Origin of the sequence: Pseudoalteromonas sp. C12FD-1, from assembly GCF_037414265.1 — a bacterium.
In the GTDB taxonomy this organism is placed as follows: domain Bacteria; phylum Pseudomonadota; class Gammaproteobacteria; order Enterobacterales; family Alteromonadaceae; genus Pseudoalteromonas.
The window spans coordinates 229,024-246,919 of record NZ_JBBEVD010000052.1 but is presented as its reverse complement, the minus strand read 5'-3'; the positions used below and the strand labels follow the sequence as shown (position 1 = coordinate 246,919).

General features: G+C 40.1%; 12 protein-coding genes. 4 read left to right on the top strand and 8 right to left on the bottom strand.

What is annotated here, in order from left to right; genetic code table 11:
- Positions 1–198: 198 nt before the first annotated feature.
- Positions 199–1,824 carry an alpha-glucosidase family protein gene (locus tag WDB87_RS08370; RefSeq protein WP_286247269.1) on the top strand — a complete coding sequence of 542 codons (1,626 nt, stop codon included), beginning with the start codon at positions 199–201 and terminating at the stop codon, positions 1,822–1,824.
- Between the two features lie 126 nt (positions 1,825–1,950).
- Here WDB87_RS08370 and WDB87_RS08365 read toward each other — a convergent pair whose 3' ends face one another.
- Positions 1,951–2,502, bottom strand: coding sequence for a TIGR00645 family protein (locus WDB87_RS08365; RefSeq protein ID WP_337849595.1), 552 nt, complete (start codon positions 2,500–2,502; stop codon positions 1,951–1,953).
- A gap of 235 nt (positions 2,503–2,737) precedes the next feature.
- Here WDB87_RS08365 and WDB87_RS08360 point away from each other — a divergent pair, with 235 nt between their 5' ends.
- A complete protein-coding gene (locus WDB87_RS08360) occupies positions 2,738–2,980 on the top strand; it encodes a hypothetical protein (RefSeq protein WP_286247265.1) in 243 nt (80 codons plus the stop codon).
- Between the two features lie 278 nt (positions 2,981–3,258).
- On the opposite strand, the gene topA is transcribed toward WDB87_RS08360, so the two are convergent.
- Positions 3,259–5,955: a type I DNA topoisomerase gene (gene topA / locus WDB87_RS08355; protein ID WP_286247263.1), complete on the bottom strand. Its 2,697-nt coding sequence runs from the start codon at positions 5,953–5,955 to the stop codon at positions 3,259–3,261.
- 250 nt (positions 5,956–6,205) lie between these two features.
- Entirely contained in the window at positions 6,206–9,508 is a 3,303-nt protein-coding gene (locus WDB87_RS08350) for an Ig domain-containing protein (RefSeq protein ID WP_337849594.1), read from the bottom strand.
- 188 nt (positions 9,509–9,696) lie between these two features.
- Here WDB87_RS08350 and WDB87_RS08345 point away from each other — a divergent pair, with 188 nt between their 5' ends.
- Positions 9,697–11,028 (top strand): dicarboxylate/amino acid:cation symporter, encoded by a 1,332-nt coding sequence (locus WDB87_RS08345; RefSeq protein ID WP_286247259.1) that lies wholly within the window; start codon positions 9,697–9,699, stop codon positions 11,026–11,028.
- A gap of 107 nt (positions 11,029–11,135) precedes the next feature.
- Here WDB87_RS08345 and sohB read toward each other — a convergent pair whose 3' ends face one another.
- A complete protein-coding gene (sohB, locus tag WDB87_RS08340) occupies positions 11,136–12,152 on the bottom strand; it encodes a protease SohB (RefSeq protein ID WP_337849593.1) in 1,017 nt (338 codons plus the stop codon).
- 100 nt (positions 12,153–12,252) lie between these two features.
- Positions 12,253–14,682 carry a VolA/Pla-1 family phospholipase gene (locus tag WDB87_RS08335; protein ID WP_337849592.1) on the bottom strand — a complete coding sequence of 810 codons (2,430 nt, stop codon included), beginning with the start codon at positions 14,680–14,682 and terminating at the stop codon, positions 12,253–12,255.
- A gap of 227 nt (positions 14,683–14,909) precedes the next feature.
- On the opposite strand from WDB87_RS08335, the gene WDB87_RS08330 reads away from it, so the two are divergent.
- Positions 14,910–15,656: a YciK family oxidoreductase gene (locus tag WDB87_RS08330; RefSeq protein ID WP_286247253.1), complete on the top strand. Its 747-nt coding sequence runs from the start codon at positions 14,910–14,912 to the stop codon at positions 15,654–15,656.
- A 64-nt stretch (positions 15,657–15,720) separates the two neighbouring features.
- On the opposite strand, the gene rluB is transcribed toward WDB87_RS08330, so the two are convergent.
- The 3 genes from rluB to WDB87_RS08315 form a co-directional block, all read right to left on the bottom strand.
- Entirely contained in the window at positions 15,721–16,590 is an 870-nt protein-coding gene (rluB, locus tag WDB87_RS08325) for a 23S rRNA pseudouridine(2605) synthase RluB (protein ID WP_055015003.1), read from the bottom strand.
- Positions 16,587–17,177, bottom strand: a complete 591-nt coding sequence (gene scpB / locus WDB87_RS08320) for an SMC-Scp complex subunit ScpB (protein ID WP_286247250.1) — start codon at positions 17,175–17,177, stop codon at positions 16,587–16,589. Before scpB ends, rluB begins: the two co-directional genes overlap by 4 nt.
- Positions 17,178–17,328: 151 nt before the next feature.
- The gene (locus WDB87_RS08315; RefSeq protein WP_286247248.1) at positions 17,329–17,850 is read right to left on the bottom strand and encodes an EF-hand domain-containing protein; all 522 of its coding nucleotides are present in this window, start codon (positions 17,848–17,850) and stop codon (positions 17,329–17,331) included.
- Positions 17,851–17,896 lie beyond the last annotated feature (46 nt).

The following is a 17,896-nucleotide window of genomic DNA, read 5'->3' as shown; positions in this document are numbered from 1 at the left end:
GATTGGTAAAGCTAGCAATAAAAATACAGCACCTTAAATACACCTTCTTAAAAGTACTTTTAAGTGAGTAAATTAGCTGCATACGTATGCAGGCTTTTTACAGAGTAGCCCCCTTCACGTATGCTTTTTGAAAATTTAGCGATTGTTTCAATCGAACTAATAACAATATAAATACTGTGTGGAACGACGGAGAAAAGCATGGCCCAACAGCAGTGGTATAAAGGTGCGGTTATTTATCAGGTTTACCCGCGAAGCTTTCAAGATAGCAATAACGATGGTATTGGTGATCTTAAAGGGATAATTAATCGCATTGATTACATTAAAAGCTTAGGCGTTGACGCTATTTGGATTTCTCCTTTTTTTAAATCGCCAATGAAAGATTTTGGCTATGATATTAGCGATTATCGCGACATAGACCCTATTTTTGGTGACTTGAACGACTTTGACGAATTAATAGATCAAGCTCACAAACGCGGTATTAAAATTATTATTGACCAAGTGTTAAGCCATACATCAGACCAACATCAATGGTTTTTAGATAGCCGCGAAAACCAAAACAATAATAAAGCCGACTGGTACGTATGGGCAGATGCTAAAGACGATGGTACAGCGCCAAATAACTGGTTATCTATATTTGGTGGCGGCGCGTGGCAATGGGAGCCTCGTCGTGGTCAGTACTATTTACATAACTTTTTAACCGAACAGCCTGATTTAAACTTTCATAACCCAGAAGTAAGAAAAGCAGTGCTTGATAACGTTGAGTTTTGGCTTAAAAAAGGGGTTGATGGATTTAGGCTAGATGCAATTAATTTTTGCTACCACGATGCACAACTGCGCGATAATCCAGCAAAGCCAAAAGATAAGCGCCAAGGCCGTGGCTTTAGTGAAGATAACCCGTATGCTTTTCAGTATCACTATTATAATAACACTCAGCCAGAAAACATTGAGTTTATGCAAGACATACGTGCATTACTTGATAAGTACCCAGGTACTGTGTCGTTAGGTGAAATTTCATCAGAAGATTCATTGGCCACAATGGCAGAATATACCCAAGGCGGTGATAAGCTGCACATGGGCTACAGCTTTGAACTACTTACTGATGATTATTCAAGTGAATACATTAGAGAAACAGTACAAACACTGGAGCAACGTATGCTTGAGGGTTGGCCATGCTGGGCGTTTAGCAACCACGATGTAGAGCGCGTAGCGAGCCGCTGGAGCCAAAGTGGTGAAATTAACTCTGCACAATGCAAAATGCTTACAGCCCTACTTGCTTCTTTGCGTGGTAGCGTATGCATGTACCAAGGTGAAGAGCTTGGCTTAGGTGAAGCTTCTGTTGCATTTGAAGACTTACAAGACCCGTACGGCATTACTTTTTGGCCTAACTTTAAAGGCCGTGATGGCTGCAGAACACCAATGCCGTGGGATGACAATAGCTCAGAACATGCAGGTTTTAGTAATGCAAAACCTTGGTTACCTGTCGATAACGCGCACACTCAAAGTGCTGTATCTGTTCAAGATAAAGATTCAGACTCTATACTTAATGCCTACCGTGAGTTTATGGCATGGCGTAAACAGCATGCTGTGTTATTAGAAGGCGACATTGAGTTTATTAAGACGGCCGAGCCTATACTCGCTTTTTACAGAACATTAAATGAGCAAACAATGCTGTGTGTGTTTAATTTAGCACAAACCAATCAAACAGTTGAGCTGACTAAAACAGTGACTGAAGCGCATGACTCACTATCTCATTGTAGTGCCACTTTAGAAGGTAATACGTTAAGCATAAGCGGTTTTGGGTGCTATTTTGCTTTTGTAAAATGAGAATGCCCTGACTAACAATACAAAAAAGCCCGATTTTATCGGGCTTTTTTGTGCGCTCAAATCGTGGGGCTGCTACAGCCGGTATTAAGAGGAAATACCGGCCGTCAAAACACTAATTTAACCTTTTTAATGTGATTGTGTTTTACTATTTAAATAATCAGTGAGCGCAAATAATACGCCTGAGCTAACAAAGGTAACGTGGATTATCACTTTCCAAAATAACTCATCACTTGAGTGAATATTTGAATTAATAAATACCTTTAAAAGCTCCACTGCCGATATAGCGACTATTGCACTGATCAACTTCATTTTTAAACCAGAGAAGCCAACCTTGCCCATCCATGATGGCCTATCTTCATGGCCATCAATATTAAGCTTAGATACAAAATTTTCATAACCACTAAAAATTATAATAAGTAATAAACCTGCCAATAAGGCGGTATCAACCAACGTAAGTATACCTACCAATAGCTCTTGGTTAGTCGCGCTAAAAGTGGCAATCCCCATTAAATAAAGCTGCTTAAAAAACTTAATAAGCAGTAATATTACAGCAAATAGTAAGCCCACAAAAAACGGCGCCAATAACCAGCGACCTTTAAATATAAATGACTCTAAGCCCTGCTCTACTTTGTGTATTTTACGGGCCGTATTAGCTGCTTTTACTTGATCTTCTAACATTAATTTATCTTTTTATAAAAAAGCGACCTTAGCTTATAATTTATTTAAGCACAATTACTTATATAATTATTTGTGAGTAATTTACTCATCTTAACGATAAAAATTTTTCGTTATCTTTTATTTTCAATTCGATTAAAAATCACCATACCAACAGAGTTGTTCTGCATTGGGCACTATTTAAGTACAGCATTAAAATGTATTTAAATCGTCAAACCATTTATTTAGGAATAAACAAATGAATAAAGCATTGCTAGCATTAATAGTAGCACCACTTTTTGCTGTATCTGCAACATATGCAGTCGCAGACGATGCACCTGCAGCTTCTGCACAAACAATAACAGAATACACAGATATGTGTATAAATTGGGCTAAAGACGACGACGTAACTAACGATGATTTATATGCATATGTATTACAGTGCGTAAATGACGAATTAGAGTCTGAAGGCTATAAAAAAGTCTCATCTGTTAAAATTTAAATCTTTTATTAATAGCAATTAGCATAATTAAGTGATCTATTTTGAGACTGGAAAAACGTGTTGATAGCAAGGCAAAAAATTCGCTATTTAGTTGTTAAATGAGAACTTTTTAACGCAGATAGCGACACGTTTAGCCCTTAAAAATGATTAAATATTATTGCGGATTGGTATAAGGCTATGTGGCTAACAAAGCCATTGCGACACTTAGCCTAATATAAAAAAACCGGAATGACACAAGCTGTGCATTCCGGTTTTTATTTGTAAATAAATTTTAACGTTTATTCAGCTTCTTTTTTTGCTTTAGGCTTAGCCGGCGATTTTTTTGCGGGCGCTTTCTTTTTCGGCGTTGCTTTTTTCTTTGCTTCTTCTACCCACTTACCTGCTTCAAAGTGAGCAGTCCAGCCTGTGGCTTTTCCGTCCACTTCAGTCATCACGTATTGCGCTTTATTTTTACGGCTATAACGTACTACCGCTAAATTACCCTCAGGATCTTTTTCTGGCGCATCAGCTAAGTAATAAAACTTAGGTGAAATACGGTCTCTAAAACGCTTTAGCTCAGCCACTTTAGGCGCGCGCGTCTCGCGTGATTTAGGGAAAGTGTTAGCCGCCAAGAAAATACCTGCAGCCCCATCACGTAAAACAAAATAAGCTTCTGACTTTTCACATTCAAGTTCTGGTATGTGTACTGGGTCTTCTTTTGGTGGCGCAGCTTCACCGTTTTTAAGTAACTTACGCGTATTTTTACACTCTTCGTTGTTACAACCAAAATACTTACCAAAACGGCCTGATTTAAGCTCCATGTCTGAGCCACATTTATCACATTCGATAATAGGGCCATCATACCCTTTAATCTTAAAGGTACCTTGCTCAACGATGTACCCTTCACAAGCAGGGTTATTACCACAAACATGTAATTTACGGGTTTCGTCTATTAGGTAAGAGTCCATAGCCGTTTCACAGATTGGACAGCGCTTCATTTGCATTAATGTTTCAGTTTCAATGTCCTCAACATCTGCGGCAACCGCTTCATCCCCTGAAACTAAGTTCATCGTGGTTGTACAACGCTCTTTAGGCGGTAAGTTATAACCTGTACACCCTAAAAATACCCCTGTAGATGCTGTGCGGATACCCATTTTTCTGCCACATGTAGGGCAGTCAATATCGGTTTCGACCATTTGATTAAGGCGCATTCCGCCTTGCTCTGGCTCATCTTTGGCTATGTTTAATTGCGTAGAAAAATCAGCATAAAACTTATCAAGCACCTGAGTCCATACACGCTCGCCTTCGGCGATATCATCTAAACGACCTTCCATTTTAGCCGTAAAGTCAAAGTTCATTAAATCGGTGAAGTTCTCAACCAAACGGTCGGTAACTATTTCGCCCATTTTTTCAGCGAAGAAACGACGGTTTTCTACCCGTACATAACCACGATCTTGAATTGTTGAAATAATTGATGCATACGTAGATGGACGACCAATACCACGTTTTTCAAGCTCTTTTACTAAACTTGCTTCACTAAAGCGCGCTGGCGGTTTAGTAAAGTGCTGCTTAGGATCAAGCTCAATTAAACTAAGTACTTCGCCTTCTTTTACTGCTGGCAGCGATTGATCTTCTTCATTCTTTTTACGTACCGCAGGTTGCACTTTTGTCCAACCATCAAAACGAAGTACTCGCCCTTTTGCTTTTAGTTGAAACTCATCAGCGGCCACAGTAAGCGTTGTTAAATCGTACTCTGCAGGCACCATTTGACAGGCTACAAACTGACGCCAAATTAATTCGTACAGCTTTTTAGCGTCCGCATCAACGCCTTCTACATGTCCAGAAAGTACTGTTACGCTTGAAGGACGAATCGCTTCGTGCGCTTCTTGTGCGTTACCTTTTGAGCTGTAGCTAATTGGCTCTTTAGGTAAGTATTTTGCACCAAACTCTTGAGTTACATAATCACGACACATTTCAACCGCATCTTTTGACAGGTTAGTTGAGTCGGTACGCATATAAGTAATGTAACCGCCTTCGTAAAGGCGCTGTGCAAGCATCATGGTTTTTTTAACGCCATAGCCTAAACGGGTACTGGCGGCTTGTTGCATAGTTGAAGTAATAAAAGGTGCACTTGGGCGGCTTTTACTTGGTTTTTCTTCAACACTAATTACTTTATATTCTGCGCTCTCAAGGCGTTTAACTGCGGCTGTAGCCTCAGCCTCATTTACGGGCTTAAATGGCTTGTCTGCTTGTTTGGTGACTTCTAAGCGTAATTGTGACTCAGTATTTTTAACATCGGCGTGGATATCCCAAAACTCTTCTGGAATAAACGCTTTAATTTCACGCTCGCGCTCTACTAATAAGCGTACCGCAACCGATTGCACACGCCCAGCAGAAAGCCCGCGCGCTACTTTAGCCCATAATAATGGCGATACCATAAAGCCAACTACACGGTCTAAAAAGCGGCGTGTTTGCTGTGCATATACCATGTCGGTATTTAGCTCGCCGGGTGTTTCAAACGCTTGTTGAATCGCATTTTTTGTAATTTCGTTAAATACAACGCGTTTATATTTTTCAGGCTCACCGCCAATAATTTCTTGAAGGTGCCAAGCAATTGCTTCCCCTTCTCTATCCAAATCCGTTGCGAGATAAACTTGGTCTGCATTTTCGGCCAGCTTTTTTAACTCTTGAACTACTTTCTCTTTACCCGGCAAAATTTCGTAATGTGGCTCCCACCCTTTTTCAGGATCAATACCCATACGTGCAACTAAATTAGTGTAATCTCGTTGCTGTTTATACGCTGCCTTTTCTTCAGGCTCCATTTTACGAACTTCAGCTGGCGTTTTAGTCGCCGGTACTTTAGCCTTGCTCGAACCTGAAGTAGGTAAATCACGCACATGTCCAATACTGGACTTTACGATGAAGTCTTTACCTAAGTATTTATTAATTGTTTTAGCCTTAGCAGGTGACTCTACAATTACTAGCGATTTGCCCATAGTTGCCTATTTCTAACCAAATATTTAAATGTGTTTTGCCGACATAAACGGCGCGAATATTTATAGGTATATCTACAAACACCTATTGTTACAAGCTTTTAATACAAACTTTTCAGTATTTACTGAATAAACAAACAATTTTTGTTGTTAAATTATACAAACTAGTGTTTTTAGAATAATTGCTGAGGAATATATAGAACACAAATAAAAAAGCCAACCTTAAAGGTTGGCTTTTTTTACATTCTATCTATTATAAATCGTCACTGACGCTAACAGAAAGAGTACTTTCAAGCCCAGAAGGCGCCTCAGCTGTGACAGTTAAAATACCGCTAAATTGCTCATTACCACCATCTAAATCCTCACGTGTAATACCAAACGAAAGGCCTACAGGCACAATACTTGTCGTATTTGGGTAAGTGTAGTTATCACTACCCGTTAAAATACCATTGTCTGTATCAATAGAAATAGTAGTTTCCGCAGGCATTGGGTTGTTATAAAGGTCAGCAATAAATACCGTAAGGTTTAGACTTGATGCACCCGTAGTTTGGGTTAAGTCTATTGCATCAACCTGGCACATTAACGCGCTGGTTGGATCGTTTTGTACACGGCGTACAAGTGGGCTTGCAGGGTCGCTGTTTACACGAACCTCTGAAGCAGTTGCACCCACAATAGCAGAGCAATCATCAGCGTACGTAACGAGTCTAAAGAAAGCAGTATCACCAGACATCACGATTTCTTGATTTTGAAACACGTTAACCATTTGACGGCTACAAATACCTGCAAGTTCCTCTTCTTCACGGCACAGTAAACCGTTGTAAAGCCCATTCTCAGTGGTCCATGTACCATTACCATCAAAATCAACAAACTCTTCAAACTCGTCACCAGTAGAGTTATCACGTGAACATGGATCTGTACCATCATTACAGTCTTTGCCACCATAAGTGCCATCTTCATTGTTATCGATAAAGGCTTCTGGAATATCAAATAAATCATCAAAAAAGTCTTCGCTATCGAAGTAACCGTTACCATTTAAATCAGAAAAGGTTTCTTCACCAATCGCATAAGCATGTACCGTTGCGCGTCCGCCTAGGGGTAAATCTACCGTTAAGTCATTATTTAAAATACCTAACGGGCATGGTAAGCCGCCATCACACTTCTGTGTAATAGTATTTTCATACATAGAGTCAGTAAATGGACGTGGGTTACTACTTGTCCATGTTACGCTACACGCACCATTAGTTGTGGTACAACTTGGCTCTATTACGCCCCCTTCTGTGATAAAGCTAACTGCAGTTCCATCTGGCACAGGGTTGTTAAAGTGATCAGCTAAACGAGCGTTAACCGATACCGTATTACCATCAACATTTAATGCGTGCGGGTTGAAAATGGAACGCGACAACGAGAAGCTGTTTTGATCAGCAATACCTGTGCTAACAACTAGGGTATCTGAAGGCGCGGTGACAATAACAGTGTTGCCATCAACCTCTTCTTCACTCGATGCAATGACACGTACAGGCGTGGCTATTGAGCCCGATTGTACTGAAGTCGTTACTTCACCACTGGCATTAGTGATTGCGCTGGCGGTGCCTAACGTTATACCACCAACGGCCGTAGACAGTTCAAAGTTAACCGTTCTTGAAGCTAAATCATTGCCATTTGAATCGATAAGTTTAAATGTTACTTCAGATATTTCTGTTCTATCAGCTCCACCTGTGCCCTTTAATGCAATTACTGGCTCGGTCACTTCTACAAATTGTAAAAAGCCAATATTGGCTGGTGATACATTTATAGTCGTGCTCGCAGAAACCGTATCGCCACCGGTGATCACCGTGGCTGTAATTATATCGCCACCCACACAAGTAAGTGGGCGGTATGTAGAGCGCGCAAAGCCGCCAATACTGGTTACTGTTTCATCTATAAGTGCTTGACCAGAGCCAACACAACCAGATGAAAACTCAACAGTAAGTGGTGTGGTATAAAGCTCACCGTCTTTTGAAATTTCTATTGAGATGAGTGCTGTCGCACCTGCAGCTAATAGCTCATCGTCAGCAATCGAGCTGCTAATAGCAATTTCAACATCTACAGCAGCAATTTGAAATGCCTTGGTTAAATCGCTATCAAGCACTGACACAGTAATCTCACCAGCGCCTACATCTTGACCTGGCACTATATCTAAAAGTGCAATACCGTTTGCATCGGTAATTGCTGTACCAGTTGAAGGTGTAATTGAGCCAATTGTTGTGCTTGCTGTTACCAAAGTTTGTGAAAGTGGTGTTGTCGAATTTTCATTTGTTACTTGTACATAAAGAATCGCAGTTGAATCACCAGAAATACTCGTCACTGTGTCACATTGGCTTGCATCTCTTTGTGATTTAAAGTCTGCTGGACAATTTTGTAAAATAGAAAAGCTAATATCGGCAGTACTTTGGTCTGGATTTACAGCATCGCCTTTTGTATAAAAACCCAAAGTTTGTTCAACACCTTCATATTGAGCTGTTATAACACCTGCCCCTTCTACAGTCCCCGACGTTAAATTAATTGATGCAACACCGCTGCCATTTGTTAGTGCTGTACCAATACTTGGAATTAAGTTTCCTAATGTTGATGAGAAGTTTACAACCGCCCCTTCAACTTCAACACCATCACCGTCTAATATAGTTGCTTTAACTACCGCACTGTCAGCTGCGCTGATTGTACTAATTTCTGATAAAGTCGTTGAAGAGGTAAGGCTTAAACCGATAGAAAAGTCTAGCGACTCACCTTGAATGGGCGCATCGCCTTCAGTCGTGAACGTATAACCGTCCGAGCTAAAAACTGTATTTTCATTATCTGTGTAAGTGGCAACAATTGAGCCAGCACCCGCTTCAGTCCCTGCTAGCAAGCTAATTGTGGCAATACCTTGTTCATTTGTTAAAGCAGTACCATTAGTAGGGTTTATAGTGCCTAAACCAGTAAGCACGAATTCAATTAATTCATAAGCAGCTGGCTCATTATTAATTAATAGTTCAACTTGAGCAGTGGCGGGGTTTAAATAGTCAACACTTCGAGTTGCTCCACCTGATGAATCAACAAGCGAGACGCTTAATTGTGGATCTGTTGATTGAGCGCCATCTGACTCAAATGCAAATGTGTCTGTGTAACTTACGCCATCAACTGTATAGGTTGCAGTTACTTCACCAGCTCCCGCATTTTCACCTGCGGTAAGCTCTATTGTCGCAATACCATTTGATTGAGTTAACGCAGTGCCTGCTGTAGGATTTAATTCACCTATTGAGTCTGCAAGGGTAAAAGTAATTCGCTCGCCCGAAACCGCATCGCCATCATTATCTTCTAAAGTAGCTCTAAGTTCTAAAGGAGCACTGGCTGTAACTGCGTTTGACTCAGTGTCGCTAGATTGTAAATAACCTTTTAAGGTTACCGTAAAAGTGGATGTTTCTGTTGTAGAATCGTCATCATCTCCGATGGTGCCGTCTTTTTCGATTGTTCCACCACCACCACAAGCGCAAAGCATGATGCTAAATAGTGTAATGCTGAGTAGTCGCGTTAAAGGCATGGACCTCTCCCTAGCGTTGTTATTATTTACTAATAGTTGTTTACCTAATATTAACCTATAACTTAGTCTAATATCACAGTTTTTTATCACTTTTTTATGTAAAAAATTCCGCAAAGGTTATTTTTTTCTGTAGTAAATATTTCCTTGCTGGTAGTCTATGGCAAATTTGAAAAAATAGATTAGGGAATATGTCTAAAATACGTTCAATGAGTTTAACTACCCGTATCATGATAGGTATGGGGCTAGGTATTGCAGTAGGCTTTTTATTTCAAGCTATATTAGCTGGTGAAGACGATTATCTAATTCCTCTTGGGTTATTCTCTTTGCCAATTAAAGCTTTTTTTGTAGATGGCCTTTTCCATGTTGGCGGACAAATTTTTATTGCCAGCTTAAAAATGTTGGTTGTACCGCTGGTATTCGTCTCGCTTGTATGTGGTACGTGTAGCTTAAGCGATCCTAAAAAATTAGGCCGTTTAGGCGGTAAATCTATTGGCTTATATTTAGTGACTACTGCCGTGGCTATCACGGTAGCTATTTCATTGGCGTTATTATTTAACCCAGGCCAAGGTATTGCACTGCCATCAGATGCAAGCTTTAACGCAAAAGAAGCCCCTACACTGGCTCGCGTTATTATCGATATGTTTCCTACTAACCCATTTGAAGCAATGGCTAAAGGCAACATGCTGCAAGTTATTGTGTTTGCACTTTTATTTGGTGTTGCAATGGCACTAAGTGGTAAAGCAGGTAAACGTGTAGCTGCCGTATTTGAAGATTTAAACACGGTTATTTTAAAACTTGTTACACTGCTAATGAACATTGCACCTTACGGCGTGTTCTTTTTAATGGCCAAACTTTTTACTACTATCGAAATGGGATTAATAGTCAGCCTTGCTAAATACTTTTTAGTGGTAGTGGCGGCATTATTGATTCATGCTTTTATTAACTACAGTATTATTTTGAAAGCTCTTACAGGCCTTAACCCACTAATTTTCTTAGCTAAAATGAAGCACGCATGTTTATTTGGCTTTAGTACTTCAAGTTCAAGCGCGACAATGCCTATTACACTTGAAACTGCGACCAAAAAACTGGGTGCAAACAACTCAGTTGCCTCTTTTACTATTCCGCTTGGTGCCACCATTAACATGGACGGCACAGCCATTATGCAAGGTGTTGCAACGGTATTTATTGCACAAGTGTTTGCTGTTGATTTAACAATATCTGATTACTTAATGGTTATTTTAACCGCTACGCTTGCCTCGGTAGGCACCGCGGGTGTGCCTGGTGTGGGTTTAATTATGCTTGCCATGGTACTTAACCAAGTAGGTTTACCAGTAGAAGGTATTGCCATTATCATTGGTGTTGACAGGCTTCTCGATATGACGCGCACAGCAGTTAATATAACAGGCGACTGTATGGTAACTTGTGTGGTTGCTAAATCAGAAGGTCAATTAGATGAAAAAATATTTAACGACCCGAACGCCGCTAAAGATTTAGAAGATTACCACAAATCTACTGAGTAATTATTCAAGCCCATAAAAAAACCCTTGCTATGCAAGGGTTTTTTATTACCTTAAATACCAATCCGCATAATTAAGTGATCTATTTTGAGGATGGATATAATAACGCTTTATGGGTTCATTGCTTTAAAGCGCGACATTAAATTAACCCCTGCTTTATTGATAGAACTACTAAGCCCAATTGCTAACTTATCACTTAATCCTTTCTTAATTTTGTATTTTACTTTGTATATTTGACGCTCAGCTTGTTGCTCTAATAACGCATCATCACTGGTTTTAATGACATCAACTAAGCCTTTTTCAATTGCTTGTGTTGCAAACCAGTGCTCACCCGTTGCCACATTATCAATATTAAGTGTTGGCCGTTGGCTGCTTACAAACTCTTTAAACAAACCATGTGTTTGCTCTATTTCGTCACGAAACTTTTCGCGGGCTTTATCTGTGTTTTCGCCGAACAAGGTTAACGTACGTTTAAATTCGCCTGCGGTAATTTGCTCAAACTCCACATCGTTTTTCTTTAAAATTTTATTAAAATTAGGTATTTGTGCAATTACACCAATAGAGCCAACAATAGCAAAAGGAGCGGCTAATATTTCATCGGCCACACAGGCCATCATGTAACCGCCACTAGCTGCAACTTTATCTATTGATACAGATAGTTTAATCCCTGCTGTTTTAAAACGCTGTAATTGCGATGCAGCTAAACCATAGCCATGCACCACTCCGCCCCCACTTTCTAAGCGAACTAATACTTTATCTTTTTCAGGGTTAGCAATGGCAATAATTGCAGTCACTTCTTCGCGTAGGCTTTCAACTTCGTGTGCATCCATACTACCTATAAAGTCAATAACATATAGGCGTGGCTTTGGCTCATCATTTGCTGTTTTTTTAGACTCGACTTTTTGCGCTTTAAGGTGCGCTTTTAACTCTTTTTTAGTTAACGTATTTTCTAAAAAACTATCTTTTAAATCATCTAATTGCTCAGATAAATCGTCTATTTCTATCGCCCCTTTTTTAGTTTTTGGCTTGACCGCTGAGCCAACAATAAGCGTTAAAATAATTGCAATGGCAATAACAAAGGTAACCGTTTTAGCAAAAAACAAACCGTATTCGTATAAAAATTCCAACTGGTTTCTCCATTTATAAATTTAAGCTAATTTATCATGCTTTATAACAAAAAAAAGCCACTAAACAGTGGCTTTTCAAGGTTAATAAGGTATTTGCTGATTAATCAGTCACCACCTCTGAGTTGCTAACTAGTAACATGCGTCCGCGTGCAGCTAAATACGTTGCTACTTGCAGCTGCATTTCAGCATTTGCGGCAGCACTGCCTTCAACTGTAGCCGCTTGGGCTTCATCTTGGGCTGGTGTTAAAATAGAGCCATGATGTCCTTTAGTAAATTTAACTAAGTAGCTTCCCGCTGTTTCACTTAATGGCTGTGAAGTGCTTACTGTTTCAAGCCCCATAAAGTTTGCTAATGGAATCGTTCCTGAAATTGGGTTATTCGCTGCTGCAGGTGGAATAACTTGGTCAGGTTTGTTATCTACGTCATCGCCTACAACTACATTGGTGTATACAGGTGTACCTAATGCGTTTACCGCTGCCGCGTAATTTGTTGGGTCACCACTATCAAGTGCTGTTTGCGCAGCAAAAGCAAACTCGGTCATTACCCCTTGAATGTTTGCAAGTTTTGTAGTTTCGCCTGCCGTAGTAAGTGATGTTACATACGCCTGATAGCCACAGGTTAAAAACGCTTCCATATCTGGTAGGAATGTACCACAGTTTGAAATAGCATCTGCTTGAAGAAACTCGTTAAACTCTTGTGACTCAGCAGTACCTGCTTGAGATAATACAGAACCTTGTATAAATGGCCCAAACGCAGCCGACTCAAGTAAAAAGCTTGCTATACCACCACCGCCACTGGCAAGTGCTACAGTGTTGACCTTAAATAACGGGTCAACTGTGTCTGCAAGCGGGCTATTAGCCTGTGCTATAAATGCAGGTGCAACAATAGAACCTAACGAGTGACCAACGTAGGTTACATCTTGCGCGTTAATAGTCGCATCATTAATAAAGTTTAAACCTAAACGTAAGCCTAATAAATCTGCTGATGATTGGCGTAAGCTATCACGCGCAACTAATAGCGAGTTTAAATTCATGTAACTAAGCACTGAGCCTGTTGTAGCATTAAAGTCATCTGTACCATCTGCATCAACATCTACACCCCGTTCGCCATGGCGAGGGTGATCAATTGCAGCGGTAGCAAAACCTTGAATTGAAAGTTGTGCTGTTAGCGCCAACATGCTTTCTTTGTCTGTTGTTATACCGTGTTGCATAATAACAACTGGCCAGCCAGCTTCAGGCATTTCAATGGGGTCAAGGCCTTGTGAATCTCGTATAAAATTAATAACCGGTAAAATCGGTTTAGTTATTTGCACTGGCACATTCGCCATGCTTTGTACTTTAGGGATAGAGTTATACTTAGTTAAATGACGCGTAGAGTCTAGCCCTAAATCACGTAACTGCCCGTTACTTAGCGCAGCACAAAGTGCATCATTTTCACTAATTGGATCTGCCGGAAACGCTTCGCCTGCGGCCGCTTTGTAACCTAAAATAGCCACCGCGTTGTCGCACATACCTTGCCAATATGTATCATTTAAATCACTTATTTCAGTGCCGGTTGGCGTCCCTAAATACATGGGCAGCATGACGCTACCTTTTAAGTATTGCACACCTGAAAATGCATCCGAAACGCTCACACCCGCAGCTGCAAATACTTGCTGTACATTAACCATAGCTTGTTCAGGTACACTGACCATTGGGGTTGGTAATGCGTCGTTTTGTAAGCTAGCAGCCAGTAAGTTTTTAATTGTACCGAGCACAGGCCCTGCTGATTGAATGGTCATTGCCGCAGAAAATATAATGTCATCTTTAGTGATATCTCCTGAACTTACCACTACATTTTCATAACTATTTACAGCCGCTTGAAGGCCCAGCTGAGCATCTGTTATTAGTGGCGCTTCTTCGCTCACTAATGCGTAAGTAGAAGAAGGCTGAATAGAGCGACCTTGAGAATCCTTTAAACCTGTAGTTAATACATTTATATATGAACTACCCGGTGTGAATGGCTTTAATGGAATAATAGCCACAGCATCGCCAGAGGCTTGGGAAATAAAATCTACGCCGTAGGTTAATTCGCCAACCAATTTACAGGCTGTACCAGCGGTAACTACAGAACATTCTGCATCCGTAAGGCTTGCGCCCATCACAACTTCAAAAATTCTTACCGTACCAGGCGACGCCGCAGAAGCTTCATCAAGCGATACACCAGTCGGGAAAGTTAAATCAATTTTGTAAGGTACTTGTGATGACCAGCCATCTAAAGCACCTAACGCTAACTGCGGATCTGCATAAGCAGTGCGGGGCACAGAAACGTTATCGTCGTCTAATTCACCTGGAATATTAATTGTGCCATCTTGAGTGCCACTCATTAATAAATCGTTAGGGACAGATAAAACCCCATTAGCAGGGTCAAAGGTCACCGTAGCATTAGGTATTATGGTTGCAGTATCGTTTTTGACATCTTCTAATGTTTCTCCGCCGCCACAACCTGCTAATGCAGCTGTAACTGAGAGTGAGAGTAGCATTTTTTTCATATTTTTAGCTCCGCACATATCTTTATTTTTATAGTGTGTTCATTCAAAGTAAGTGTGTTTAATCAGTGTAGTAAAGTTAAAACAATGTAATCAGTTTATTAATGAGACATTAGACCAGTTAAACTTAACGTAAAGTTTATAATTCCGCCACCTAAATTTTCAATAAATTCGATTACTTGACGATTTGCTATGTTAAAATCAAAAAAATTTTATAAATTGGTATTTATATGCAAACTTATCTAGCAACTCAAAATGCACTTCAAAATAAAGTAATATTAATTACAGGTGCCGGCGATGGTATTGGCCGCGTAGCTGCTATTACCTATGCAAAGCATGGCGCAACAGTTATTTTACTGGGTAAAACTACAAATAAGTTAGAATGCGTTTACGATGAGATTGTTAATGCTGGTTACCCACAGCCGGCTATTGTGCCAATGGATTTAAAAGGCGCGACAAAGCAAAACTACCGCGATTTAGCAGCCACAATCGAAAGTCAATTTGGCCGATTAGACGGCTTATTGAATAATGCGGGTATTTTAGGGTCGCTCGGCCCTCTTGAGCACTTTTGCTCTTCTACGTTTGAAAACATCATGAAAGTGAATGTGACCGCACAAGCAATGATCACCAAAGCACTATTTCCTGTATTGCGTAAGTCAGATAATGCCTCTATTGTTTTCACTTCATCAAGTGTGGGGCGTAAAGGGCGCGAATTTTGGGGACCATATGCAATATCTAAGTTTGCCGTTGAAGGTATGATGCAAACTTGGGCTTGTGAAGTGGGGAAAACCAATATCCGTGTAAATTGTATAAACCCTGGTGCAACGCGTACCTCTATGCGTGCAGCGGCCTACCCGGGAGAAGATCGTGATAAGCTGGCAACCCCTGAAGATATAATGCCAACGTATTTATACCTTATGAGTGATGATTCAAGTAAGGTGAATGGCGAGTCACTCGACGCACAAACTAAAAAGTAAAATTTTATTTTTCTCATTAAAAAGCCGCAATAAATTGCGGCTTTTTAGTTACTAATTGTAAAAGCTATTTTCGCTTTGTTTGCTTAACACGTTGGTTATGCTTTTTAACTGCTTTGCGAATTTGGTTGATTTTAGCACGCTTATCTTTGCGTTTTTCAGGCATTACCGACAATTTAGTTTGTGTTTCACGGCCTAATTTAACCGTTTTACGTAAATAGTTAACGGTTTCTAAATCAAGTTCAGCCCAGCCACCTTGAGGTAGGCGTTTATCTAACTCTAATTTTCCGTAACGAATACGAATAAGACGAGACACTTCTACATCCTGCGATTGCCATAAACGGCGAACTTCGCGGTTACGTCCTTCGTTTAGCGTTACATTGTACCAGCGGTTAATACCTTCGCCGCCCAGTGATTTAACTGTTAAAAATTTAGCAGGTCCATCTTCAAGCTCTACGCCACGTGTTAAGTTTTTAATGGTTTCATTGGTTACTTCACCAAATACACGGGCTGAATATTCACGCTCAACTTCATAACTTGGATGCATTAATCGATTAGCTAACTCACCATCGTTAGTAAATAACATTAAACCCGCCGTATTAATATCTAATCGACCAACCGCAATCCAACGTTCACCGTCTATGCGAGGTAAACGGTCAAAAACAGTACGGCGACCTTCCGGGTCTTTACGTGTACTTAACTCACCTTCTGGCTTGTTGTACATAATTACACGACAAATGCGGTCTGCTTTTTCTTCAATTTTAACTGTGTGGCCATCAACTCGTATTAAGTCGGTTTCCTCAACACGGTCACCTAATTTAGCCACTTTACCATTAACACTAACGCGGTTTGCATCAATGTATTTTTCCATTTCACGTCGTGAGCCTACCCCGGCACGGGCTAGGACTTTTTGTAACTTTTCACCTTGAATACTCATTCGGATGGTTCTCTCACAGAAGGATCACTTAATAACTGGTTTATTTTGCTTTCTTGCTTTGCTGGCAATGCAGGGAGTTGCTCTAAACCGGTTAACGAAAAATAATCTAAAAATAATTTTGTAGTTGCATAAAGTGCTGGTTTACCAGGTACCTCTTTGTGCCCTACTACTTTAACCCACTCTCGCTCAAGGAGGGTTTTAATAATTGCCGATCCGGTTGTTACACCTCTTACTTGCTCTATTTCACCACGCGTTATTGGTTGCCTGTAAGCAATTAACGACAATGTTTCTAATAGTGCGCGAGAATATTTAGGTGCCCGTTCTTGCCATAAATTACTAAGCCAAGGACTTAAACTACTACACGCTTGAAAACGATAACCACTGCCTACTTCAACGAGCTTAATGCCACGTGTTTGATAGTGAGTATAAATAGCGTCAATTGCAGTGTTAATTCGTGACATAGAAATAGCTAAATCAGCCAGTACTGTATCTTTTAAGTGGCGTTTGCTAACAGGTTTGTCTGAGACAAATATAGCCGCTTCAATGATCTCAATTAATTGTTCATCACTAATTCGACGACCCGCCATAATATTTTGCTTTGCCCTTTAAAATACTTAGCCATCTATTATGACAGAACATCGCAAAAGGGGGAAAATATATCTGCTTTTAAAACAAATTAAATGCACAAAAAAGCCAGCAATTAATGCTGGCTATTGTATGTAGCGTATTTAACTAACATTAGCTGTTTTTATAATGCTTTAGTGCATCATCTTCAGCAACGGCTTTACCGTATTTGTTAATGTAGCCTTTAAACTCACCTTTACTGATGCGTTTATCATTGTTGCCATCCATATAACCAAAATGGTTAGAAATATCATCATCATCAGCTTCTTCTACTGAGATGTAACCATTTTTGTCGTTATCTAAACTTCTAAAATCATTTTCAATTTTATCAAATTTAGCTATTTTAGCTTTAAATGCCGACTCACTTACTTCGCTGTCAGTCGCTACCTTACCGGTATTTAACTGCATGTAAGTGTTAAATTCTTTACGACTGATCTCATTATCCATATTGGTATCAATATTTGAAAAGTGACCCCAGATGCTATCGTCATCTGCTTCTACTTTTGAAATATAACCATCACTGTCGTTATCTAAACTTGCAAAATCGCTATCGATTTTTTCAAGGCCTTGGTTTGAGGCACAAGCGGCTAAACTTAACGAAGCTAAAATAGTTGTTGCGAGTGTTAACTTTTTCATAAGACGTATCCTTGTAGTTAGTAAATGTCACTTTAACTAATACAAG

Excerpts from the sequence above, each read along its gene's own strand:
- WDB87_RS08370 (WP_286247269.1), top strand. The coding sequence starts at position 199 with ATGGCCCAACAGCAGTGGTATAAAGGTGCGGTTATTTATCAGGTTTAC.
- WDB87_RS08365 (WP_337849595.1), bottom strand. The coding sequence starts at position 2,502 with ATGTTAGAAGATCAAGTAAAAGCAGCTAATACGGCCCGTAAAATACAC.
- WDB87_RS08360 (WP_286247265.1), top strand. The coding sequence starts at position 2,738 with ATGAATAAAGCATTGCTAGCATTAATAGTAGCACCACTTTTTGCTGTA.
- topA (WP_286247263.1), bottom strand. The coding sequence starts at position 5,955 with ATGGGCAAATCGCTAGTAATTGTAGAGTCACCTGCTAAGGCTAAAACA.
- WDB87_RS08350 (WP_337849594.1), bottom strand. The coding sequence starts at position 9,508 with ATGCCTTTAACGCGACTACTCAGCATTACACTATTTAGCATCATGCTT.
- WDB87_RS08345 (WP_286247259.1), top strand. The coding sequence starts at position 9,697 with ATGTCTAAAATACGTTCAATGAGTTTAACTACCCGTATCATGATAGGT.
- WDB87_RS08335 (WP_337849592.1), bottom strand. The coding sequence starts at position 14,682 with ATGAAAAAAATGCTACTCTCACTCTCAGTTACAGCTGCATTAGCAGGT.
- WDB87_RS08330 (WP_286247253.1), top strand. The coding sequence starts at position 14,910 with ATGCAAACTTATCTAGCAACTCAAAATGCACTTCAAAATAAAGTAATA.
- rluB (WP_055015003.1), bottom strand. The coding sequence starts at position 16,590 with ATGAGTATTCAAGGTGAAAAGTTACAAAAAGTCCTAGCCCGTGCCGGG.
- scpB (WP_286247250.1), bottom strand. The coding sequence starts at position 17,177 with ATGGCGGGTCGTCGAATTAGTGATGAACAATTAATTGAGATCATTGAA.
- WDB87_RS08315 (WP_286247248.1), bottom strand. The coding sequence starts at position 17,850 with ATGAAAAAGTTAACACTCGCAACAACTATTTTAGCTTCGTTAAGTTTA.